A 23,254-nucleotide genomic window follows, 5' to 3' on the forward strand; every position below is an offset into this window, starting at 1 on the left:
TACCCGACCAGGCGCGCCCCCGCCGCCCGCTCACCTCGGCTTGCCGGCGCGGGCCACGCGGCGCGCGGCCATCCTCGCCCGCGCCTCGGACAGCGCCGCCACCTCGCCCGGCCGCACGCCCGCGGCGCGGACGAGCAGCGCCTCGTCCACCGCACGCACGACCTCAACCATCCGCCCGCTCCGGAGGTGGTCCGCGAGCTCCGGGCGCAGCGCCCGCAGCGCGCCCCCCGCGGCGTCGAGCGCGGCGGGCGAGGGCATCGGCAGCCGGTCGGCTTCCTTCGGCTCGATCTTCAGGATCCCGCCGCCGTACGAGCGGCCGACCAGCTCGGCGCCGAGCAGGGTCGCGCTGTTCAACATGGCGAGCGGCAGGAGGTCCGCGCCGAGCTCGCGCCGGTCGCGCTTCAACGTCACGCCGTGGATGGAGTTCAGGTGCGCGGCCCCGGCCTGATTCCACACGAGCCTCGGCGTATCGTGGTTCATGTAGGTGAGGAACAGGTCGGGCACACGCGCGGTCGGGACGCGCCACCACGGCGAGCGCACGGCGCACTTGTACGCCGCGTGGACGCCGCGCTGCTCGCCGGCGTCGATGTAACGCCGCGCGGCCTCGGAAGGGTCGTCCCTGTCCGGATAGAACAGGTAGACGCGGGCCCCCGCTCCGGCCATCTCCTCGAAGGTCCGGTCCGTGAAGGCGAGCCCGCGGAGGTGGCTTGATCCAGGCGGTGAGATGCGGAGTCGCTCGCCCTCCGGCAGCCCCAGCCGCGCGACCTCGGCCGCCGTGAGGGTGAAGTACGTATTCTTGCCCGTGACCATGCCGAGATCGGTGTCGCCCCAGGCGGAGAGCACCTCGAAGCTCGGCCCGGCCGTCAGCGCGGCGTAGGCGCGCGCGGCCTCCGGCGGCAGCAGCGCTTCGGTCCACTTGTCCTCGGCGCCCGCCGGCGACCAGGGGCGCGCCGGGGAGGCCGACGGCCCGCCGAGGGCCTGCAGGCCGTCGAGGTCGTGCACCTGGAAGAGGTCGAAGCGCGGCGTCGGCCCCTCCCCTTCCGCCAGGAGGAGGACCACCTCTTCCAGGACCTCCGGGAACACGCGCTCCTCGAACATGACGAGCTGAACCGATCGGAAGCGATCCAGGAGGAAGCGCCGGACCGACGCCGCGTAGTTGACGGACAGCAGCGCGGCCGGCAGCACGAGGGCGAGCCGGCCGTGCTTCCGGAGGAAGCTCGCCGCGTGCACCACGAACGCGGCCCACGCGTTCGCGAGCCCGCTCAGCCGGACGCCCTGCGACAGCGCCGCCCGCTGGGCCTTGAGCCGGTCCTTCCCCGAGAACGATTGGTAACGGATGTAGGGCGGGTTCCCGATGACCACGTCGAACCGGGGCGCGGCGGGCTCATCGAAGAAGTCGCCGATGCGCAGCGCCGACCGGAGCCCCTCCCCGCGCAGGCAGGCCCGGGCCGCGCTGATGGACGGCGGGTGAACATCGAGCCCGTGCAGCGTCGTACGGCCGCCGAGCGCCCGCAGCCGGCGCCCCGCGGCCGAGAGGATCGAGGCGTGCCCACACGAGGGCTCGAGGATTCGGTCCTTCGGCGAGCGGACCGCCCAGGACGCCAGGAACTCGGCCAGCCGGAGGGGCGTGAAGAACGCGCCGCGAGCCTTTCGCTTCTCGCTGCTGTCGAACACGAGGGACAGCTGAGCCGGCACAACGACCAGGGTACCCGCGCCCCCCGTGGCACGCTCAAAATAAGGAGGCGATCGGCAGCCGCGGGCGCCGCACCGTCGCGGTCGTACCCGGGACGGTCGCGCCAGCCGCGGGCGGCGGGCCTGCCGTCCGTCGCGATAGCGGACGTTCCTCCGTTCACCCCTGTCGCGATACTGGATGATCCTCCGCTCGGCGCGCCGGCGTCTCCAAGCCCATGGAGGCGCGTCCGCTAGACTGGAGCAAAGCGATGGCCGCCAGCGGGAACACTTTGCGGCCGCACAGGGGCCGGTTAGAACAGCCTCGCGACAAGCGACGAGCGCTGAAGACAGGGAGGCCCCCCATGATGACCGCGATGCAGATGCCGATGATGCCCCAGATGATGAACCCGGAGATGACGTCTGGTGCCTCGATGATGCCCGGCATGATGGGCATGGGCATGCCGATGATGCCCGGCATGATGGGCATGGGCATGCCGATGATGCCCGGCATGATGGGCATGGGCGGCATGGGCATGCCGATGATGGGCATGGGCATGCCGATGATGCCCGGCATGATGGGCATGGGCGGCATGGGCATGCCGATGATGGGCATGGGCATGCCGATGATGCCCGGCATGGGCATGGGCGGCATGGGCATGCCGATGATGCCCGGCATGGGCATGGGCATGCCCATGATGTGCAAGATGACCTGTGAGATGACCAAGGACGGGATGACCTGCAAGATGATGCCGGTCGAGGGCATGTCGATGGACATGCTCAAGGAGCGCTGCGACGCGATGATGAAGATGATGTCGGCCGGCATGCCGATGATGATGATGTGCGGCGGGATGCCCATGATGATGGGCACGACCGCCGCGACCAAGTAGCGCAGCCGGTCAGCAGCTCGCTTTCTTTGATTCGATCCACAGGACGCCGGCGCTCGCCGGCGTTCGTGTTTCCACCCCCCCGGGGTGGCGAGCGCCCCTCTTCAGGGGGCCGACAGCGAATACGTCATTACGAGGTACATCTGCGCCTCGACGTTGGCCGGGTTGCGATACACGTGCGGCGTATCGGCCTGGAACACCAGCGCGTCGCCCGTCGCGAGCAGGTAACGCTGGCCATCGACGCTGATCTCCACCGTCCCCTGGCTCACCACGATGTTCTCCGTCGTGCCGGGCGGATGAGCATCGGCCTCCTCCACGCTGAGCGGGGCGAGCCGGAGCTCGTAGAACTCGACCGTCCTGGGTGCATCGAACGGAAACAGCGCACGCGACGTGAATTTTCCGTCATGGGAAGTGAGCCGCTTGGCGCGGTCACAGCGCAGCAGCATCGGCCCGCTGGAGACGCGGTTGCTGATGAGCGCCGAGAACGGCACGCCGAGGGCGCGGGCGATCTTCCAGACGACATTGATGGTGGGCGCGCTACGGCCGAGCTCGATCTGCCCGAGCATGGCGCGGCTGACGCCGGAGACCTTCGAGAGCCGCTCCAGGGAGAGGCCGCGCCGCGTGCGGAGCCGCCGGAGGTTCTCGCCGACGACCGGCGTGAGATCCGCGGGCGAGTCGGAGTGGGCGACCTCGTAGGTCCACGCCTCCTCCCCATCCATCTCCTGCTCGCCGGCCTTTTCGTGGTGCACGTCCAGAGCGACCGGGACGGCGCCGTTCACCGAGGCAAGGCCGCTGTTCTGTCGTACCGATTTCATACCAGGTTGGCGCCACTCTACACGGGATCTCCGGGCTGGCAATACGACCAAGAACGTCACCTAATTGTAATTCAAGTTAATGTTCATCAGGAGATTCCGTCACTCCTCGGGATTGCGCCTGAGCTCGGCCCCCGGATCTCCTAGCGCGGTGTTCCTGTCCGGCGGGCGTGCCCGCTCCCCGCGCGCCCTCCCCCGTCGAGCGCGCCGCTCCCCTCCCATCCCTCCTCCGGGACACGCGCCCTCCGCTGTCGCGCCCGGCCACCTCTCTCCCCGTCGCGCCCCGCCGCGCCCTCCCGTCCCGCCCCGCGGCCCTCCCCGCGCCGCGCACCGGCCCGCCGCCCGCCGCGCCCCGGCCGCGGACCTGCCACATCCCCCGCCGTGCCCCCGCGCGCCCGGCAGCCGCCCCCTCCCGGCCAGCCCGGCTTCCGCCCGTACCTACCGCCGGAGCGCGAGAGCGGCTAGAACGTGGCCCCGTCTCGCATGGAGGTGCCGGCGCAGCGCGGTCGGGACACCGAGGAGTTGCCGATGGACCACGACATCCACGACGTGATCGACGGCCGGTACAAGCTGCTCGATGTGGTCGGCCAGGGAGGCCACGGCGTGGTGTACCGCGCCCTCGACCAGAAGCGCGGCGCCCTCGTCGCCGTCAAGTGCCTCCACCCGGAGTTCGCCTCCGACCCCGCCTTCAAGGCCCGGATGCGGCGCGAGGCGCGCGCCATGGGGGCGCTCTCCGGCACCAGCGCCACCCAGGTCTTCGCCTTCAGCGAGGCGCCCGACGGCACCCTCTACATCGTCATGGAGTTCCTGAGGGGCCGCGATCTCGAGACCACGCTCCGCCACATGGAGGCGCAGAACCAGCGGCTCCCGCTCGACCGGCTGAAGGAGCTGTTCCGCCCCATCGTCGACACCCTCGAGGCGGCGCACGCGCGCGGCATCGTCCACCGCGACCTCAAGCCCGCCAACATCTTCGTCCTCGAGCCCGATCCGGACGGCCCGTCCTCCACGCGCGCAAATAGTAATGTAGACCACAAAAACGGCGCTTCCTCATCTCCATTTCCCGCTCCGTTGAAGAGCGAGCCCCCCTGCGCGATCGGCGACTCGAACCCGCCCGGAAGCGGCGACGACGCGAGCAGCGGCCCGCAGATCTACGCGGGCGCGGCGTCGCGCGGCTGCGTGCGTCTGCTGGACTTCGGCCTTGTCAAGGTGATGCAGGCCGACCCCCTCACCCGCGAGGGCGCCATCCCGGGCTCGCCGAGCTACATCGCGCCCGAGGTGTGGAAGGGCCGGCCCCAGGAGATCGACCACCGGATCGACATCTACTCGCTCGGCGCGGTGCTCTTCCGCGCGCTCGGCGGCCGCGTCCCGTTCATGGGCGCGAGCCGTGTCGACATCCTGCTCGCCGCCGCGCGCGGCCCGCGGCCCAGCCTGCACGCCCTCCGCCCCGACCTGCCGCCCGAGGTGGACGTGTGGGTCGCCCAGACCCTCGCCATCACCCCCGAGGCGCGTTTTCAAGACGTCCGCGCGCTCTGGAGCGCGCTGGAGCCGCTGCTCGACCGCGCCGCGCGGGCCCCCGACGGCGCCGCCCGGAGCGGCGCAGTCCCGGCTTGAGACGTTTCCCTACCCGAGCGCCTTGCGACGCGGGAAGCGCCGCTGATAGCGTATCGGAAACCATGTCTGAACCGAGGGCCGCAGGATGAGCTCCTCGCCCGGCCTACTGCAGCCGAACACGCGGTTTCGCGACCGCTACCGCGTCCTGCGCGTCATCAAGTCGGGCGGCATGGGCGCGGTGTACGAGGTCCTCGACCAGGTGACCGCGACGCCCCGCGCGCTCAAGGTGATGCTGCCGAGCCTGCTCGACAGCGAGGAGCTGCGCGCCCGCTTCGCCCTCGAGGCCCGCGTCACCGGCAGCATCGAGAGCGATCACATCGTCAGGACCTCCGACGCCGGCGTCGACGAGGCGACCGGCACGCCGTTCCTCGTGATGGAGCTGCTCCGCGGCGAGGAGCTCGGCAGCCTCCTCAAGAAGCGCGGCGCGCTCCCCCCCGAGGACGTCGCCCTCTACCTCTTCCAGGCGTCGCTCGCGCTCGACAAGACGCACGCGGCCGGCATCATCCACCGCGACCTCAAGCCGGACAACCTGTTCGTCACGGTCCGCGACGACGGCTCGCCGTGCGTGAAGATCCTCGACTTCGGCATCGCCAAGGTCATCGAGCAGCACCACGCCTCCACGCTGACCCGGCAGATGATCGGCACGCCCGTGTACATGTCGCCCGAGCAGATCCGGGCCGAGCGCAACGTCGGCCCGCGCGCCGACATCCACGGGCTCGGCCACGTCGCGTACACGCTGCTCGTCGGCGAGACGTACTGGGCCGAGGAGGCCGAGTCGATCCCGTCGCCTTACCTGCTCGCCGCCGAGCTGCTGCGCGGCCCCCAGGAGCCGCCGAGCGCGCGCGCCGCCCGCCGGCGCTCCGCGACGTTGCCGAAGGAGTTCGACGCCTGGTTCCTCCGGGCGACCGCGCTCAAGCCGGACGACCGCTTCGAGCGCGCGTCCGTCGCGATCGACGCGCTCGCCGCCGCGCTCGGCGCCCCGCTCCCGCGGATGTCGCGCATCGTGCTCGTGCCGGAGCGCCCGCCGCCGGTCCCCGCCGGCCCGAGCCCGACCGCCCCCACGCAGCCGTCGCAGGCCGTCCAGCCCGCCGGCTTCGCCGACGTGCCGACCGTCACCGTGCCCGAGCTCGTCAAGACGCCCGTCTCGCGCCGCCCGCTGCGCCCGCACCCCGGCCCGAGCCCGCTGCCCCCCTCGCGCCCGGAGTCGTCGCGCCCGGAGATCCCGCCGGAGCCGTCGCGCCCGGAGCTGCCTCGCCCGGAGCTCTCGCAGCGCTCGCCCCTGAGCGGCGTGACGCCGAGCCGCACGACGCCCTCCCTCGGCGAATCGCCGAGGCCCTCCCTCGGCGAGCCGCCGCGGTCCTCCTTCGTCGAGCCGTCGCGGAGGCCCGAGCCGACCTCGCGGCGGGATCGCCCGCCGCAGCGCCGGTTCCAGGTGCGCGCCGACACGACGACCGGCGTGCTCTACGTGAAGGTCTGGGGTTTCTGGGACGTCGAGGAGGGCAAGGCGTACCTCGACGACTTCCGCGGCAAGGCCTCGACGCTGCTCGGGCTCGGCAAGCCCTGGTACGTGCTCGCCGACATCGCGGACTTCCCGCCGCAGCGGCCCGACGTGAGCCCCTACGTCGAGCAGACCATGGCGTTCGCGGCCGGCAACGGCATGCGGCGGGCCGCGAACCTCGTGAACAGCGCGCTCTCGAAGATGCAGATCTCCCGCCTGTCGGCCGCCATGGGGCTGCCCGAGTACTCGTTCTTCACCACCGAGGCGGACGCCCTCGCGTGGCTCTTCAAGGGTTGAGCGCTCAGCCGAGCACGAACCGGCGGATGCGCCCGGCGAGGCTCCGCACCTTCTCCTCGGCCTCGAGGTACCGCTCGGCCGCGTCGCGCAGGTTGGCCTGGCGCGACGCCATGAGCAGGCTGAGCTCGATCACGAGCTGCGGGCGCGCCTCGATGATCGGCTGCAGCGCCTCCTTCGTGATCTGGTAGAGCACCACCTCGTCGATCGCGCGCACCGTCGCGGTGCGCTCCTCGCCCGTGAGCAGCGCGAACTCGCCGAAGACCGCGCCCTTCTCGAGCGCGGCGACGGGCATGTCCTGCCCGTCGGGGTGCCGCACCAGGACCTCCACGGTGCCCGACGCCACGACGAACATCGCCGAGTCCCGCTGCCCCTGCAGCACGATCCGGTCGAGCGGGCCGTACTCGACCCGCCGCGCCTTCGTGGCGAGCCGGCGGAGCTCGCGGTCCAGCAGCGGCTTGAAGACCGGCGTGCGCCGGAGCAGCGTCATGACGTCGTCGGCGGTGGCCTCGCGCTGCGACTTGGCCGGCTCGTCGAGCTCGACGGACTGCGCGGCCCCGTAGCCGTCGCGCCGCTGCAGGGCGGCGAGCAGCGTGGGGTTCTTGTCCATGTACGCCTCGAGCAGGCTCGCGTTCCGCGGGATGCACTCCTCGCCCGTGTAATCCATGAGGTGCCGCTCGGCGGCCCACCGGGCGACGTCGTTCATCGACTTCCGGTACTGCCGGCACGCCGCGGGGAAGATGCCGTCCTGATCGCCGAACAGCCCGGTGAGCGCCTCGGGCATGAGGTTCAGCCCGAACAGCCGCATGTCGCCCCGCTGGTGCCAGAGCGCGAAGTCGCGCCAGCGCGGCTCCAGGTGCGAGAGCTCCGGGAACGCGAGCGCGCTGTTCTTGAGCACCGCCCGCTCCGCGTCGCGGAACACCCGGTGCCAGGTCTCCTGCGCGTTCCACAGGTTGGGGCCCGCGAGCTCGATCGCCTTCTGCAGGTCCGCGTGGTGGACGTGCAGGAACGCGAGCGTCGCCTTCTGCTTGCGCATCAGGTTCGTGAGGCTCACGGGCCCCGCCGAGAAGAAGCCGGCCGCGCGCGGCGCGACGTGCCGCATGTCCCAGACCTGCTTCCACGCCGCGGGGTCGATCGCCGCGCGGATCGGCGCGAACGCCTCGCCCTTCTCGAACGCGCGGCGCTCCTCCGGCGAGAGGATGTCGGGGTACTCGTCCTTCACGGCCTCGAAGATCCCGAGGCACGTGAGGAGCTCGAGGTAGAGCCCGAGCCGCAGCAGCCACCGCGGATCGGGGAGGTTGCGCCGGTGCTGCTCGAGATCCTGGTGGATGGCCCGGAGGTACAGGAGGGACTTGTCCGTGCCGATGGTGAGCACGGGGAACCACGGGTGGTAGCCGACGTGCAGCTCCTCGATCCCGAGCTCCTGCTGCTGGGCCTCCAGGTCCGCCTTCAGGAGCCGGTCGAGCAGGCGCGCGTAGAGCGAGCCGAAGCGGCCGGTGTCGAAGACCTCGACGTCGGTCGACTCGGACGAGACCGTCCTGCCGCCCTCGCTGAGCTTGATCTCGACCCGGATCTGCTGGCGGAACAGGCTCGCGAACGTGAACGGGTCGGCGCCGTCGGGGATGCGCGCGCGGAACTCGTCGGGCAGCTCGTGCCAGCCGTAGCCGCCGCCGGTCTCCTCGCCGGGCGGGTGCGGCATGAGCTGCCGCGCGGGGATGATCGTGGCGACGTAGACCGTCTGGTGGAACGAGTTCCACGGCGCCGGCTCGAGCTTCGGGACCGGGTAGGACGACGTCGAGACGATCTGGGGGCTGAGCGGCAGGTCGACGATGCCCGGCACCGGGCAAGGCTCGCCGTCGACGAGGTTCGCGGGGAGGAACCACGCCGACATGGTCACCTCGAACGGCCGCTCGAACGGCGCGACGAACGCGTAGAGGTCGCGCAGGCGGTAGAGCAGCCACACCTCGTCGCCGAGCTCCGCCGGGTCGCCCGCGGTGTTGACGCAGCCGACGCGCTCGCTGCACCCGTGCCCCGGGTAGAGCGCCTCGTCGACGGGCCGCTTGCCGGGCTCGAACGGGATGAGCTCCAGCGAGGGCGAGAGCTCGGCCGACTCCTCCTCCGGGCTCTGCCGCGCCTCGAGCTGGCGCAGGTACTGGCGGACCCGGGCGAGCTTGTCATCCCAGTCCATGCCCTCCACGCGGCTCATGAGCAGCCGCTTGAACTGCTTCTGGAACTCCTTCGGCGTCATCATCCTGCGTCACCTGAGTGCCCGGCGGCAGGACAGCCGCCCTCCGCGCGAGCTTACCGGCTCCGCGCGCGCGGCGTCCCCGAATCCGCCCGCGCGGCGTCCCCGAATCCGCCCGCGCGGCGTCCCCGAATCGGAGGGGATCCTGTCGGCGCGATCCCCTTGCGGCGCCGCGGGGCGGACGGTACGGGCATGCGCCTTATGGCTATCGAGATCCGCGAGCTCCGGCAGGGCGACAAGAAGGTCCTGAAGGACTTCTTGAACGTGGTCGACACCGTCTACGAGGGCGACCCCAGCTATATCCGGCCGCTCGATCTGGACATCCGCGATCGGCTCGACAGGAAGAAGAACCCGTTCTTCGAGCACGCCGAGGGGACGGCGTGGGTGGCCTACAAGGACGGCCGGCCGGCGGGCCGGATCACCGCGCAGGTCGATCACGAGCACCTACGGTACCACCGGGACGAGACGGGCATGTTCGGCTTCTTCGACACCATCGACGATCCCGAGACGGCCGGGGCGCTGCTCGCGGAGGCCGCCGGCTGGGTGCGCGCGCGCGGGATGAAGCGGATGCGCGGCCCCTACTCGCTCTCGATCAACGAGGAGGTCGGTTGCCTCGTCGAGGGCTTCGAGCACCCACCGGTGCTCATGATGTCCTACCACCGGCCGCACCAGGGCCGGCTCATCGAGCAGGCGGGGCTCGAGAAGGTGAAGGATCTCTACGCGTGGCGGTACGAGGTCGGCGACATCCCCGTCCGCGCGCAGAAGGCCCACGCCGAGATCCTGGCGATGCCGGAGGTGCACACGCGCTGCGGCGATCCGAAGAACCTGCTGCGCGACATCCGCATCCTCATGGACGTCTTCAACGACGCGTGGAGCGACAACTGGGGCTTCGTCCCGATGACCGAGAAGGAGCTCATCAAGTGGGCGAACGACGTGCGGCTCATCCTGATGCCCGAGCTCACGAAGCTCACGTTCATCGACGGCGAGCCCGCCGCCGTGTCGCTCGGGCTGCCCGACCTGAACGAGCTGATCAAGGACTTCCACGGCCGGCTCCTCCCGAGCGGGATCTTCAAGCTGCTCTGGCGGCTGCGCGTGCGCGGCCCGAAGAGCGGGCGCCTCGTCGTGCTCGGCATCCGCAAGAAGTGGCGCCACGTGCGGCGTTACGCCGGGCTCAGCGCCTTCCTCTACGTCGAGATGAACCGGGCGGCTCACCTGCTCGGCATGGAGGGCGGGGAGCTCGGGTGGACGCTGGAGGACAACGCCGCCATCAACGCGGGCATCCGGCTGATGGGCGGCCGGATCTACAAGAAGTACCGGGTGTACGAGCGCGCGCTCTGAGCGCGCGGGGGCGCAGCGGGGAGCGGCGGGAGGAAGCGGATCGATGAGGGTGCTGGTCACGGGCGCGAGCGGGTTCCTCGGCTCGCATGTCGCCGAGCAGCTCGCGCAGAAGGGGTACGGCGTCGTCGCCCTGGTGCGGCGCTCGTCGAGCACGAAGTTCCTGGCGACGCTGCGCGGCGTCGAGCTCGTCTACGGCGCCGTCGAGGACGCGGAGAGCGTCCGCCGCGCGGTGCTCGACGCGGGCGTCACCGCGATCGTGCACTCGGCCGGGCTGGTCAAGGCGCGCGACGAGGCGGAGTTCTTCCGGATCAACGTCGGCGGCACGCGGAACCTCCTCGACGCGGCGAAGGCCGCGCCCGCGCTGGAGCGCTTCGTGTTCGTCTCGAGCCTCGCCGCGGTCGGCCCGAGCCTCGACGGGCGCCCCGTCGCGGCCGACGCGCGCCCGTCGCCGGTGACGCGCTACGGCCGCTCGAAGCTCGAGGCCGAGCGGCTGGTCCTCGCCGAGAAGGACGCGCTCCCCGTCGTCGTCCTCCGCCCCCCGATGATCTACGGTCCGCGCGACCAGGAGTCGTTCGCGTTCTTCCAGAGCGTCGCGCGGCGCTTCCTGCCGATGCTCGGCGACGGCAGGAACACGCTGAGCGTCATCTACGCCACCGACGCGGCCGCCGCGTGCGTCCGGGCGCTCGAGAGCGACGCGCCGAGCGGCCGCGCCTACTTCATCGACGACGGCCGCGTGTACGTGTGGCGCGACATGCTCGCCGACGTGGAGGCCGCGCTCGGCGCGCGCGCGTTCGTCCGGGTCGGCGTGCCGTTCCCGCTCGTGCGCGGCGCCGCGCTCGCCAGCGAGGGTCTGAGCCGCCTCACCGGCAAGCCCGTGATGCTGACGCGCGACAAGCTGAACGAGCTCGCCGCGGCGCACTGGGTCTGCGACTCGAGCGAGGCGCGCAAGGAGCTCGGCTGGGCGCCCGAGGTGAGCTGGCCCGAGGGGACGCGCCGCGCGGTCGCGTGGTACCGCGAGCACGGCTGGCTGTGACGGCGGCGCCGCGGCGCGCTGCGACGGCGGCGCCGTGGCGCGCTGCGACGGCGGCGCCGCGGCGCGCGCTGTTTGACGCTCGCCCGCCGGCTCCGTACGGTAAACCCATGTGCCGCTGTCCGCACGCTGCCTCGGTCCTCACCGCCGCGGCGCTCGGCCTCGCGGCCGCCCTCGCGCGGGCGGAGCAGCCGCCGCCGGGCGGCGCGCCGGCCGCGGAGGCGCCGCGCGTCGCCCCGGGCGCCGCCGCGCCTCGGGCGGCCCTGCGCGGCGCCGTCGTGGTGGCCGTGGACGACGAGAGCGCCGAGGCGGCCCGGTCGCTCGCGCGTGTCGTCTACCGCGACCCCGCGCTTCGCCCGCCCATCGACGAGGCGGCGGCGCAGGCGCTCGCCGGCGAGCCCCCGCCGCCCGACGCGCCGGCCTCGGTCAAGGAGCTCGCCGAGGTGCGCCGCTCGGCCGGGCGCGCCGGGTCCGAGCCGGTCGCGCGCGGGCTGCTCGCGTCGCTCGGCGCGGGCGCTGGCGCGGCGCTCGTCGTGGCGGTGAGCACGGCGCAGGGCCACCCCGTCGCCCGCGTGCTGCACGTCGCGGGCGCGCGTTACGCGCCGCTCGAGCTCGGCGCGACGCTCCAGCGCGCCGCCGACGGCGCGGCCGCCCCTGCCGCGACGACCATCGACTGGCCCGGCGCGGGCGCGGCGATCCGCGCGCTGCTGCCCGCGGACGGGGGCGCGCCCGCGCGGTCGGCGGAAGGCGGCCCGGTGCGCCCGCTCGCGACCGCGGCCCCGCCGACGCCGGCGGGCGCGCCGCCCGCGCAGAGCGAACGCCGTTCGGTGTGGAGCTCTCCCTGGTTCTGGGGGCCGCTGGCGGGCGTCGCCGCGACCGGGCTCGCGGTGCTGGTGCTCGCCCAGACGGGCGCGAGCGACGGCGACACCGTTCACCTCAAGGGCCGGATCGCGCCATGACGCGGTCGGCCCGGCGCAGCCCGGCGGCGTTGGGGCTGAGGCTCGCGGCGCTCCTGTGCCTCGCGCTCGTCACCGCGCCCCGGCCGGCCCGCGGCGCCCCGCGCGTCTACGACGCGCCCGCCGCGGCGCTCCACGGCGCGGCCGCGCCCGTGGTCCCGCCGCCCCCGCCGGAGTACCTCACCGAGGATCTCCGCTGGCTCGAGGTCGCCTACCACCCGTCGACGCGCGACCGCGTCCGCTCCCTGATCGCGCGCGCCGGCGCCTTCCGCGCCGAGCTCGGCGCCCTGCTCGGCCGCGAGGTGCTGGTCGCGCCGGTGAAGGTCCGGATCGCGGCCGTCCCCGCCGAGCTCGACAACCTCGTCCCCGGGGGGATCGACGCCCCCGCGACGGCCGTCGCGTTCGGCGCGCTGCGGCTCGCCGTGCTCAGCGCCGGCCCCCGCCTCGGCTTCGACCCGCCCGATCTCGAGCGCGCCTTCCGTCACGCGCTCGCGCACCTCGCCCTCGACGAGGCCACGGGCGGCGCCGAGCTCCCGCCCTGGTTCCACGAGGGCTTCGCCGTCCACGCGTCGGGCGACGGCGCTGCCCGCCGCGCGCAGCTGCTCAGCGTCGCCGCGCTCAGGTCGCGCCTGCTCCCGCTGGCCGAGATCGAGGCGGGACTGCCGGGCGCCGAGGACGCGGCCGCGCCGCTGGCCCGCGCGCAGGCGGCGGATCTCGTCCGGTTCCTCGTCGCGGGCGACCGCCGGCATGGCTTCGCGCGCGCCCTGGACGAGGTGCGCGCCGGCGCGCCGCTCGCGGCCGCGCTCGAGTCCGCCTACGCCGCGCCGCGCTCCGAGCTCGAGCGCGCGTGGCGCGCCGACGTGGCGCGCCGCTACGGCTTCCTCCCGGTGCTCGCGGGCTCGCTGCTGCTGCTCGGGCTGATCATCGCGGGCAAGCTCGCCGTGCAGCGGCTCCGCCGGCGGAGGTCCGCGCCGCCCCCCGCCCCGCGCCGGAGGTTCCGCGCCGCGCCGGAGCCGCGCCCCCGTCCCGCGCGCCCGTCCACGGCGCAGCTCGTGGCCACGCTGGGCGCGCGCCACCGCGGCGACGCCGACGGCGACACGGACGTCCCGAAGGTGGAGCACAACGGCCAGTGGCACACGCTCCACTGAACCCCGCGGAGGCCGCCGGCCCGAGCTCCGGCCCCCGGCGGGAGCAGCGCCGGCTCATCGATCTCGCGATCGGCGCCGCCTGGATCGTCGGCCTCGCCGCGGTCCTGCGGCTCACCTCCCTGCTGCTCTCGTCGAGCCCGCTCGCGGCGGCGCTCGCCGGCGCCGTCGTCGCCGACCTCGCCGCCGCGCGCGCCGGCGTGCAGTGGCTCGATCCTCGGGAGCGGGCCGACCCGGCCCACCGCGCCCGGGTCGCGCGCCGCATCGGCCTCGGCGCGGCGCTGGGCGCGCTCGCCGTGCTGCTCGCGCTCGGCGTCGCCGTGATCCTCGGCTGGGCGCGCGTCGAGGCCGGGGCCCCCTCGGCGAGCTTCGGCTTTGCCCTCGCGCGCGCGGCCGCGCTCGCCGTGCGCGACGAGCTCCTGCTCACGGGCATCCCCTTCGCCACCGCGGCGCGCGCCGGCCTCTCGAGCCGCTACGCGCTGGGCTTCTCGGCGCTCGCGCACGGCGCCGCGATCGGGCTCGCCCCGGGCGCGTCCGCGGCGAGCTTCGCGCTGGCCACCGCGCTGGGCGCGCTCACCGCGGCGCTCTGGCGCCGGGGCCGGGGCGCGTTCGCCGCGGTCGCCGCCCACGCGAGCTTCATCGCGCTCGCCGGCGCCGGCCTGCGCGGCTCCCTGCTCGACGCCACGTGGGCCGACGGCGCCCTCGCCGCCGGGACCCGCGCCTTCGGCCCCCCGGCCTGGCTCACCGCGCTCACGCTCGCGATCCTGGCCGCGCTCATCCTCCGCCCCGCCGCGCCCCGCCTCCGCCGGCCGGCGCCGTAGCGGCCCGGCCCCCGCCGGCCGACGACGCAGCGCCCCCGCCCCTGCTGGGCGCGAAGCGACCCCGCCCTCGCCGGGCGCGAACGCCACCGTGGCGCCCGCGCCCGGCGTGAACGTCCGCTGAACCGACACGGAGAGTTCACAGCGCGGTGCGACGACGGGCAGCACGGCCGATCGCGGGCCGAACTGCGCACGTCCCACAGCGCCTCACTCCTAGGACAAGACTATGACATATTCCAGCGCAGCGCGTCAAACCCACATTGACGCGGCGCCTGCGAAGATCCAACGATGGGAGATGCATTTCGGAAACGTCCGTCAGATTGTGCCGGCAATGCTGCTCGTCCTCGGGACGACCGGCTGCGGCATGGCGACGATGGTCGAGACGAACACGCGCTCCATCCAGGCGACCACGGAGGCGATGAAGCGCACGCAGGAGGTGATCGAGGCGTCGAACCAGGCGCTGCGCGAGTCGCAGCAGAGCCTCGATCGCCTCGCCGAGCTGCGCCAGCCGATGGAGAAGGTCGCGGAGATGCAGGAGGCGATGGAGCGGCTGGCCGAGCTCAAGGCGTCCATGGACGCGATGCAGCGGAGCCTGCGGGAGACCGCGAGCCTCGAGCAGTCGATGGATCGCCTGAGCGAGATGAAGGCGACGATCGCCGCGATGAACGAGAGCCTCGAGGGCCTCCGGGGTCCGCTCTCGGACGTCGCCGCCCTGAACGCCCCGATGCGCGACGTCGCCGGCCTCAAGCAGCCGATGGAGCAGGTCGCGACGCTGCGCGAGCCGATGAAGGAGGTGAGCAAGCTGTCGGCGCCGATGGAGGAGATGAGCCAGCTCGGCAGCGACGCCTCGCGGCAGACCGGCCTGCTCGCGGTCGGCCTGCTCGGCTGGGGGCTCATGACGTTCCTCGGCGTCTATTTCGGCGTCCAGGCCGGCTCCCGCCGGCAGCAGCGCCTCGCGGAGGGCGAGGGGGACGCGGGCCCGGCCCCGCCGCGCGCCGACCCCGTGTCCCGCCTGCTCGCCAGGGGCCGGAGCTTCGAGCGCCGGGCTCAGGTCAAGTCGATGTGATCCACGTGCGCTCGGTGAAGCGAGCGGCGGACGACTCCGCCGCTCGTTCCCCGCCGCGCTGCGCGTGGTGATCGGACGTCAGGCGCCGGTCAACGGTAGACGCGCCACTGATCCAACATGCGCTGGGTCTGCCCTGCGGTGAACCTGTCCATGCACCCATCGTCGGTGTAGTCCATGAAGTTCTCGATTGGATCGGAGCCAGTGCCGCTGCATGTATTCAGACCCCTGGGGCAGCCGTACGCGGGCTCTTTTTCAGCGGGCGTGTCGGAGACGTAGTCCCCGACCCCGGAGCAGCCGCCCTGGAACGTGTGATAGAGGCCCAGCCAGTGCCCCACCTCATGAGTGCCCGTGTCCCCCAGGTTGTAGGGGATCGCGTCCCCGCCCGGCAGCGACGAGTAGAGGAGGACGACGCCGTCGCTGGCGAGGTTCGCATCGGCGGATGACGGGAACGTCGCCCAGCCGAGCAGGCCGCCGCCCACGTTGGCCGTGTAGATGTTGAGGTCCGCTTTCGTGCCGCGACGCAGCGCCGCCTTGACGTTCTTCTCGGTCCTGGACCCTTGCCTCATCGTGTACCACGTCGAGTTGGTCGTCCGGTCGGTTGACACGAGCGTGAAGCTGAAGCCGGTGCTCGCGTAGGCGGCGTTGAGCACACCGATCTGTTCGTTGATCATCGAGTCGGGCACGTCGCCGTTCGAGATGCCCGGGCCCTTGTTGATGACGTGGAAGTACACGTTGATAGTGGCAGGGGCGACCCCCGTGAACCCGGACGGCGCGCGGCTGCGCAGGACCTCCTCGATCGCCATCTTCTGCTCGTCGCTCGGCTCGATGGTGCCGCAGCCGCGCTTCAGCCGGACCGGGGCCACGTCCGCCTGCTCGGGGTCGACGTCGGCGACGGTCGTCTCTTCTTCTTCCGCGGGGTCGAGCGGCTCGCCGGCGCACGCGGCGCTCAAGGTAGCGATCAAGACTAAGGCAAGTACCTCCGCACGCGTCCGATCTCGCATAGACGTTCTCCTTGGGTCGTTCCCCGCAAAGGACGTCGAAATATAGCGCTTCGGTGACAACCGGTTCAATTCGAAAAGAAAGGTTTTAGGTCAAAACGACAGGGGGAGATCCCGCGGCGGTCCGCGCTGGTCCCGTCCTCCTTTGCTGGCGGAATCCGCGCACACACACGCGCGCGCGATGACGCAGCGCAAGGCCGGTTTCGAGCGGACACTCAGGTGATCCAACTTGGAGCGATCGCTCCATTATGGAGCACAGACCGCTTGCCGGAGCGCGCGGTGACGCGTCCGCCTGGCATGTGCAGATCGCGACGCGCGACCTGCTCGAGGCACACAGGGTCGCCCGACTCGCCATCTGCCGCGCTGTCGTCCCCGCTGCCTCTTTTCGCGTCCGCCCGGGATCTCGCGGCGCCGTCGCGTCCGCGCGGAGCGAAACCGACGGCGCTCGCCGGGCCGGTGGGCCAGAGGCCGCGCGGCGGGGCGGGCTCGGTAGCGGCCGGGCGGCCTCTCACCGCCGTGTGCTCGGCGCGAGATCGGCCCGGGCACAGCGCGCCCGGCGCGCCACGCGCATCCCGATTGCAGTACCGTCCGGGCGACGGTAGAGGTGTCCCCATGGCGCGTTCGAAAGCAGGTCAGTCCGCGGACCAGCTCCGCGAGCAGATCCGGGCGGCCGGACTGCGAGCCACCTCACCGCGCATCGCCGTGCTGCAGAGCCTCGGCCGCTCGCGCACGCCCACCAGCCACGCCGAGCTCGCGGCAGAGCTCGCCCCGAAGGGCTGGGATCGCGCCACCATCTACCGCAACCTGATCGATCTGACGAACGCCGGCCTCGTGCGCCGCACCGACATGGGCGACCACCTCTGGCGCTTCGAGCTGCGCGAGGGCGCCGGCAGCCACGCGACCGACGAGCACCCGCACTTCATGTGCGACACGTGCGGCGACGTGCTCTGCCTCCCCGACGAGAGCATCGAGATCAAGGCGGCGCGCGGCGCGCCCCGCGCGCTGCGTCGCAAGGGCCTCCAGATCCAGATCAAGGGCCGCTGCGACCGCTGCGTGCAGGCCTGAGCCGCGGCGCAGCGCCGCCGAGCCGCGGCGAGCGGCCGCGCGCATCTCGGTTGCAACACCAATTTGATGTTGATTAGGGCCCGTCGCTCGGGCATAGCCCAGCGCTCCCATGCTCGCGCTCGTCGTCGCCCTGTCGATCGCCGGCCTCGCCGCGGGGCCGCTCCTCGTGGCGCTCGGCCGGCGCCGGGCGCTGCCGACGTCCGCGCTCGACGGGCTGACGCTCGGCCTGGTCCCCGCCCTCGTCCTCTCGCGCCACCTGCCGCACGTGGTCGAGGAGATCGGCGCGCAGGCGGTCCTGTGGCTCGCGCTCGGGTACGCGGCGCTCTGGCTCACAGAGCACCGGCGGCGCGGCGCCGGCGAGGCGCTCGGGCGAGAGGTCGCGTTCTCGGCGCTCGCCGTCCACGGGCTGCTCGACGGCGCCGGGCTCGCGCTGGCCGTGGCCGCGGCCGACGGCAGCACCGACGGGGTGCTCTTCGCGGTCGCCGTCGTCGTGCACCGCCTGCCGGAGGGGCTGTCGCTCGCCGCGCGCTTCTTGCCGGCCTGGGGGTGGCGGCAGCTCACCGCGCGCCTCGGGTTGCTCGCGGCGCTCACGCTGCTCGGCGCCCTGCTCGGCCACGGCCTCCTGGAGCGCCTGCCGCACGAGTCGTTCGAGGCGTTCATCGCCTTCGGCCTGGGCGTCCTCCTGCGCATCGTGGTGCACACGCACGAGCCCCCGCCGCGCGACGCGAGGGCGCGGCTGACGAGCGCCCTCGCGTTCGCCTCCGGGCTCGCCGTCGTGCTCGCGATCCCCGACCCGGAGAGCTCCCTCACGCGCGCCCATCCGGGCGAGCCGTCGATCGCCGAGTCGCTCGGCCCGCTGTTCGTCGAGACCGCGCCCGCCATGCTCGCCGGGCTCGCCGCGGCGGGGCTCCTGCGCGTGTTCCTCCCGCTCCGCGCCGGCCTTCAGCTGCGCGGCGGCCCGGCGCTGATCCAGGCTGCCCGGGGCGTCGTGTCCGGGCTGCAGCTGCCCCTCGGCGCGCCCGGCGCCCTGCCGCTCGCGCGGCGGCACCTGCGCGCGGGCGCGCCGGTCGCCGCGGTGATCGCGCTGGCGATCGGCGCGCCGACGCTCGACGTGGGCAGCGCCGCGCTCTCGCTTCGGCTTCTCGGCCTGCCGCTCGCCGCGGCGCGCGTCGCGGCGGGCGCGCTCCTCGCCGTGGCGGTCGCGGTCCTCGTCGCCCGCGCGGCGGGCGGCGCCGCGCCGCCCGACGGCGCCGCGCCGCCCGACGGCGCCGCGCCGCCCGACGGCGCCACGCCGCCCGACGGCGCCACGCCGCCCGACGGCGCCGCGCCGCCCGACGGCGCGCCGCTCGCGCGCGGCCAGGCCGCGCCGCGGGCGCAGCTCCGCGCCGCGGTCGCCGAGGCCGTCGGGCCGGAGCTCGACCGGGTGGCCGCCTGGTACCTCGTCGGCCTGGTGCTCGCCGCCGTCGTGGAGGCGACGCTCGCGCCGGCCGCCGCCAGCGCGCTCGGTGCGCCGGCCGCCGTCGTCGTGAGCGCGCTCGCGGCGATGCCCGTGTACGTGTGCGCGCAGGGCGCGACGCCGCTCGCGGCCGTGATGATCCACAAGGGCCTCTCCGCCGGCGCGGCGCTCGCGTTCCTCCTCGTGGGGCCCGCGGTGAACCTCGCCCTGCTCGCCGCGCTGAGGCGATCGCTCGGCGCGGGCGCCGCCGCCGTGTTCGCGATCGCGAGCGTCGCCGTCGCCGTCGCGCTCGGCCTCGCCGCGAACGCCCTCCTCCCCGCCGCGTCGACCCCGGAGCTCCACGGGCTCCTCGCCCACGAGCACGCGATCGTCGAGTGGCTCTGCGCGGCGGCGCTCGGGGCGCTCCTGCTCGCGAGCTTCATGAGGCTCGGCCCGCGCGCGTGGTTCGGCAACATGAGCGCCCACGGCAACGCCGCTGCGCTCGATCCCGAGGATCCGCACGAGCACGGCGCCCACGCGCACGGGTGTGATCGCCACGGCGCGCCGGCCGATGCTCGCGAGCCTGCGGCCGCCGCGTGCCCCGGCGCGCCGCGCCCCTGAGCGCCGGGGCTCCGGAGCGCCGGCGCAGGGCGTTCGGCCGCCGCGCCCATCGCGCCCGCCACGCGGCGCTGCGCGCTCGCGCTCCGTCCCTCAGCGGATCCAGTACTTGCCGATCAGCACGAGCACCGTCACCCAGAACGCCACCCCGAGCCCCGCGGCGATGAGCATCGCGGGCGGCAGCCGCCGCCCGTGCCGCAGGAGCCGGCTCAGCGACGCGGCGGCGCCGCCGCGCGCCCCGGCGCTCGCCGCCGCGAGGCCGAGCTTGCCGCCGAGGCCGTGGTCCGAGGCGCGCCGCCCCGGCTGGCCGCGGAACCGCGCGGCGCGGAGCTCGCGGAGCACCGCCTCGAGCTCCTTCGCGAGGGCGCCCGCCGAGGCGATCCGGTCCTCGCGCTCGCGCCTGAGGCAGGCGTCGACGATCTGGCAGAGGCGCGGCGGGAGCCCGGGGTTGCGCGCGGCGATCGGGTCGCAGTCCTTGCTCAGGATGCGGACCATGAGCGCGTTGTAGTTCGGCGCCTGGTGCGGGAGCGTCCCGCTCAGCGCCTCGTACATGACGACGCCGAGCGACCAGATGTCGGCGCGGGCGTCGAGATCTTCGCGCCCCGCGGCCTGCTCGGGGGACATGTAGGCCGGCGAGCCGACCACGCAGCCCGTGCGGGTCAGCGCGAAGTTGTGCTCCTTCTCCATCACCTTGCTGATCCCGAAGTCGAGGATCTTCCCGATGAGCTCGCCCTGGTGATTGCGGTGGATGTAGATGTTCGCGGGCTTCAGGTCGCGGTGGATGATCCCCTGCTGATGGGCCATGTCGAGCGCCCGCGCGAGCCCGGTGAAGATCTCGACCAGCGTCTCGGGCTCGATCGTGCGCTCGCGCCGGAGCCACTCGTCGAGCCCCTCGCCGATGAGCAGCTCGAATACGAGGAAAGGCGAGCCGTCCTCGGCCTGCCCGAGATCGAGGATCTCGACGATGCTGGGGCTGCGCACCCGCCCGCTCGCCTTCGCCTCGTTGAAGAAGCGCTGGAGCGCGACGGCGTCCTCGGCGACGTCGGGGCGCATCACCTTGAGCGCCACGTCGCGATCGATGAGCTCGTTCTTCGCAGCCCAAACCGACCCGCTGGCCCCTGCGCCGAGGAGCTTCACGAGCCGGTAACGAGACTGGATAAGATCGCCAGGGTTCACTGCTGCGCCGAGGTATCGTCTTTCAGGAGGAGGGAGTCACCCCTCCCCCGACCCCCGAAGCGAGGCGAGGATAACCCGAGGCGACGGCGAGCGGTATCACGCGCCGCCGGCGCCGCGAGGGCGAATCGCGAGGAAGGCCGGCGGACAGCGAGGGTCACAGCGCAATTTTCTGCTGCGCCGGCCGCTCGCTGTCCGGATGGAGGGGGCCCGGACGTCGGAGGCTCAGACGTCGTAGTAGAGGAAGAACTCGTGCGGGACCGGGCGCAGCCGGATCGCGTCGACCTCGCGCTCGCGCTTGTAGTCGAGCCAGGTCTTGAGGATGTCGCGCGTGAAGACGTCGCCGCGGAGGAGGAACTCGTGGTCGCGCTCGAGCGCGCTGAGCGCCTCGTCGAGCGAGCCCGGCATGTGCGGCACTTCCTTCAGCTCCTCGGGCGAGAGCGCGTAGATGTCCTTGTCGAGCGGGTCGCCCGGATCGATCCGGTTCTGGACGCCGTCGAGGCCGGCCATCATCATGGCCGCGAAGGCGAGGTACGGATTGCAGCTCGCGTCCGGGAAGCGGACCTCGATGCGGCGGCCCTTCGGGCTGTTGCCGGGCGGCAGCGGGATGCGGATCGACGCCGAGCGGTTGCGGCTCGAGTACGCGAGGTTCACGGGCGCCTCGTAGCCGGGGACGAGCCGGCGGTAGCTGTTCGTCGTCGGGTTGGTGAGCGCCGCGAGCGCCTTCGCGTGCTTCAGGATGCCGCCGATGTACCAGAGCCCGGTGTCCGAGAGGCCCGCGTAGCCGTCGCCGGCGAAGAGCGGCTTGCCCTCCTTCCAGAGCGACTGGTGGCAGTGCATGCCGCTGCCGTTGTCCCCGTAGAGGGGCTTCGGCATGAACGTCACCGACTTGCCGTGCTTGCGGCCGACGTTCTTGATCACGTACTTGAACCACATGAGGTTGTCGGCCATCGCCGTCAGCGTCGAGAACCGGATGCCGATCTCACACTGCCCGGCCGACGCCACCTCGTGGTGCCCGACCTCGACGCCGATGCCCGTCTCGATCAGCGTGCTCATCATGTCGGCGCGCAGGTCGGAGAGCGTGTCGGTCGGCGGGACGGGGAAATACCCCTCCTTCGGCCGGATCTTGTGCCCGAGGTTCACGCCGGCCTTGCCGGTGTTCCAGACCGCCTCCTCGCTGTCGATCTCGTAGAAGGCGCCGCGCTGGCTGCTCTCGTAACGGACCGAGTCGAAGACGAAGAACTCGGCCTCGGGCCCGAAGTAGGTCGTATCGGCGATGCCGCTCGCGCGGAGGTGGTTCTCGGCCTTCTGCGCGATGTAGCGCGGGTCACGGCCGTAGGGCTGGCCGGTCACCGGATCGCTGATCTTGCAGATCATGCTGAGCGTCTTCTGGGCGTGGAAGGGGTCGAGCTTCGCCGTCGTCGGGTCGGGCGTCATGAGCATGTCGCTCGCGTTGATCGGCTGCCACCCGCGCACCGACGAGCCGTCGAACCCGATCCCCTCCTCGAAGATGTCCTCGTTCAGGCGAGACGCGGGGATCGTCGTGTGCTGCCAGACGCCGGGCAGATCGATGAATTTGAGATCGACAAACTTAACGTCGTTTTCCTTCGCAAACGCGACGACATCTTTCGGCTTCATGATCTTCCTCTACCTCGCTGAACTCTCTGCTCTCGATAGCTCTTGATGATGACGGCTGGCGGGCTCGCTTCTCGCCTGTCGCTGCTCGATCCCCGAGCCCGTGGCCTGCCGTGAATGCCCAGTGACGCTCTGTCAGCGTCTCGCGCGTCCCGCGCGTCTCGCGCGGCTCGCCTAGATGGCGTCCTCGCCGCGCTCCCCCGTCCGGATCCGCACGGCCTCCTCGACAGGGACGACGAAGATCTTGCCGTCGCCGATCCTGCCCGTCTTGGCGCTCTTCTCGATGGCGTCGATCACGTCGCTGACCATGCTGTCCGGCACCACGATGTCGACCTTCACCTTCGGGACGAAGTCGACGACGTACGCCGACCCGCGATAGACCTCCTTCTTGCCGCCGGTCCGACCGAAGCCTTTCACCTCGGTCACCGTCATGCCCTGAATCCCGACCTCGGCGAGGGCGTCCTTGACCTCGTCGAGCTTGAACGGCTTGATGATCGCCTCGACCTTTTTCATTGCGCACGCCTGTGGTGACCGGGTGCCCTCCGGCATGGAAGCCCGGACGCTCACCCGAAAAGCCCCGCCGGAGCAGAGCCGATGGAGGGGGGCCGCCTCGGCTGGCGGCCTCCCGTCGAGTTGCCGGGCGCCGCCCGGCCTCCGATCCGTGGCGGGGTCCGCCCGGTCTACCGAGCGTTGCCCCGACCCTTGTCAACGACGCGGGCGCCCATCCGGCGAGATGGCCGGATCAGGCAATCCCTTACCCCCGGGGCGCCGGCGCAGCACCCTAAGGTCTACGCTGATGTACCCAAGCTCATGTTTCCGGAATGTTTCGGGCACCGCGCGTGCGTGAGAAAAGTGTATCCGGCGATCAGAAAGTGGAGCCGGCTTACTTTTCCGCTGGCACCCCCCGGGGGGTCGGCGCCCGCTCCGGGGTGTAACCCTGCGGAAGAGCTCGCTTACCCACA

Annotated in this window: 18 protein-coding genes; 11 read left to right on the top strand and 7 right to left on the bottom strand. The window is 72.8% G+C overall.

The features are described 5' to 3' along the window. Window positions 1–30: 30 nt before the first annotated feature. Entirely contained in the window at window positions 31–1,695 is a 1,665-nt protein-coding gene (locus tag WMF43_RS40550; RefSeq protein WP_437673245.1) for an N-6 DNA methylase, read from the bottom strand. Window positions 1,696–2,033: 338 nt separating this feature from the next. Between WMF43_RS40550 and WMF43_RS40555 the strand changes: the two genes are divergently transcribed. After that, window positions 2,034–2,558 carry a hypothetical protein gene (locus WMF43_RS40555; RefSeq protein WP_437673246.1) on the top strand — a complete coding sequence of 175 codons (525 nt, stop codon included), beginning with the start codon at window positions 2,034–2,036 and terminating at the stop codon, window positions 2,556–2,558. Window positions 2,559–2,659: 101 nt separating this feature from the next. Here the strand turns inward: WMF43_RS40555 and WMF43_RS40560 are convergent, their stop codons facing one another. Then, window positions 2,660–3,370 carry a helix-turn-helix domain-containing protein gene (locus tag WMF43_RS40560; protein WP_437673247.1) on the bottom strand — a complete coding sequence of 237 codons (711 nt, stop codon included), beginning with the start codon at window positions 3,368–3,370 and terminating at the stop codon, window positions 2,660–2,662. 525 nt (window positions 3,371–3,895) lie between these two features. Between WMF43_RS40560 and WMF43_RS40565 the strand changes: the two genes are divergently transcribed. Continuing rightward, window positions 3,896–4,978, top strand: coding sequence for a serine/threonine-protein kinase (locus WMF43_RS40565; protein ID WP_437673248.1), 1,083 nt, complete (start codon window positions 3,896–3,898; stop codon window positions 4,976–4,978). A gap of 85 nt (window positions 4,979–5,063) precedes the next feature. Continuing rightward, a complete protein-coding gene (locus WMF43_RS40570; protein WP_437673249.1) occupies window positions 5,064–6,773 on the top strand; it encodes a serine/threonine protein kinase in 1,710 nt (569 codons plus the stop codon). 4 nt (window positions 6,774–6,777) lie between these two features. Here the strand turns inward: WMF43_RS40570 and WMF43_RS40575 are convergent, their stop codons facing one another. Beyond that, window positions 6,778–9,021: a cyclic nucleotide-binding domain-containing protein gene (locus WMF43_RS40575; protein ID WP_437673250.1), complete on the bottom strand. Its 2,244-nt coding sequence runs from the start codon at window positions 9,019–9,021 to the stop codon at window positions 6,778–6,780. Between the two features lie 186 nt (window positions 9,022–9,207). Here WMF43_RS40575 and WMF43_RS40580 point away from each other — a divergent pair, with 186 nt between their 5' ends. The 6 genes from WMF43_RS40580 (at window position 9,208) to WMF43_RS40605 (ending at window position 15,368) form a co-directional block, all read left to right on the top strand. Next, complete coding sequence (locus WMF43_RS40580) at window positions 9,208–10,353, top strand: hypothetical protein (RefSeq protein ID WP_437673251.1); 1,146 nt, start codon at window positions 9,208–9,210, stop codon at window positions 10,351–10,353. A gap of 43 nt (window positions 10,354–10,396) precedes the next feature. Further along, complete coding sequence (locus WMF43_RS40585) at window positions 10,397–11,386, top strand: NAD-dependent epimerase/dehydratase family protein (protein ID WP_437673252.1); 990 nt, start codon at window positions 10,397–10,399, stop codon at window positions 11,384–11,386. Window positions 11,387–11,493: 107 nt separating this feature from the next. Continuing rightward, a complete protein-coding gene (locus WMF43_RS40590) occupies window positions 11,494–12,342 on the top strand; it encodes a hypothetical protein (RefSeq protein ID WP_437673253.1) in 849 nt (282 codons plus the stop codon). Continuing rightward, on the top strand, window positions 12,339–13,487 hold the full coding sequence (locus WMF43_RS40595) for a peptidase MA family metallohydrolase (protein ID WP_437673254.1): 1,149 nt from the start codon (window positions 12,339–12,341) through the stop codon (window positions 13,485–13,487). The genes WMF43_RS40590 and WMF43_RS40595 overlap by 4 nt, the downstream gene beginning before the upstream one ends. After that, window positions 13,469–14,305 carry a type II CAAX prenyl endopeptidase Rce1 family protein gene (locus tag WMF43_RS40600; RefSeq protein WP_437673255.1) on the top strand — a complete coding sequence of 279 codons (837 nt, stop codon included), beginning with the start codon at window positions 13,469–13,471 and terminating at the stop codon, window positions 14,303–14,305. The genes WMF43_RS40595 and WMF43_RS40600 overlap by 19 nt, the downstream gene beginning before the upstream one ends. Before the next feature lie 292 nt (window positions 14,306–14,597). Continuing rightward, window positions 14,598–15,368, top strand: a complete 771-nt coding sequence (locus WMF43_RS40605) for a hypothetical protein (RefSeq protein WP_437673256.1) — start codon at window positions 14,598–14,600, stop codon at window positions 15,366–15,368. Between the two features lie 89 nt (window positions 15,369–15,457). Here WMF43_RS40605 and WMF43_RS40610 read toward each other — a convergent pair whose 3' ends face one another. Next, entirely contained in the window at window positions 15,458–16,330 is an 873-nt protein-coding gene (locus tag WMF43_RS40610; RefSeq protein WP_437673257.1) for a zinc metalloprotease, read from the bottom strand. A gap of 648 nt (window positions 16,331–16,978) precedes the next feature. Here WMF43_RS40610 and WMF43_RS40615 point away from each other — a divergent pair. Next, complete coding sequence (locus tag WMF43_RS40615; protein WP_437673258.1) at window positions 16,979–17,431, top strand: Fur family transcriptional regulator; 453 nt, start codon at window positions 16,979–16,981, stop codon at window positions 17,429–17,431. Window positions 17,432–17,540: 109 nt separating this feature from the next. After that, window positions 17,541–19,487, top strand: a complete 1,947-nt coding sequence (locus WMF43_RS40620; RefSeq protein WP_437673259.1) for a permease — start codon at window positions 17,541–17,543, stop codon at window positions 19,485–19,487. A gap of 90 nt (window positions 19,488–19,577) precedes the next feature. Here WMF43_RS40620 and WMF43_RS40625 read toward each other — a convergent pair whose 3' ends face one another. The 3 genes from WMF43_RS40625 to WMF43_RS40635 all read right to left on the bottom strand — a co-directional run bounded on the left by WMF43_RS40625 (window position 19,578) and on the right by WMF43_RS40635 (window position 22,805). Further along, complete coding sequence (locus WMF43_RS40625; RefSeq protein ID WP_437673260.1) at window positions 19,578–20,660, bottom strand: serine/threonine-protein kinase; 1,083 nt, start codon at window positions 20,658–20,660, stop codon at window positions 19,578–19,580. 222 nt (window positions 20,661–20,882) lie between these two features. Further along, a complete protein-coding gene (gene glnA / locus WMF43_RS40630) occupies window positions 20,883–22,295 on the bottom strand; it encodes a type I glutamate--ammonia ligase (RefSeq protein ID WP_437673261.1) in 1,413 nt (470 codons plus the stop codon). A 171-nt stretch (window positions 22,296–22,466) separates the two neighbouring features. Beyond that, complete coding sequence (locus WMF43_RS40635) at window positions 22,467–22,805, bottom strand: P-II family nitrogen regulator (RefSeq protein WP_012239819.1); 339 nt, start codon at window positions 22,803–22,805, stop codon at window positions 22,467–22,469. Window positions 22,806–23,254 lie beyond the last annotated feature (449 nt).

The organism is Sorangium sp. So ce131, assembly GCF_051519095.1.
GTDB lineage: Bacteria > Myxococcota_A > Polyangia > Polyangiales > Polyangiaceae > Sorangium.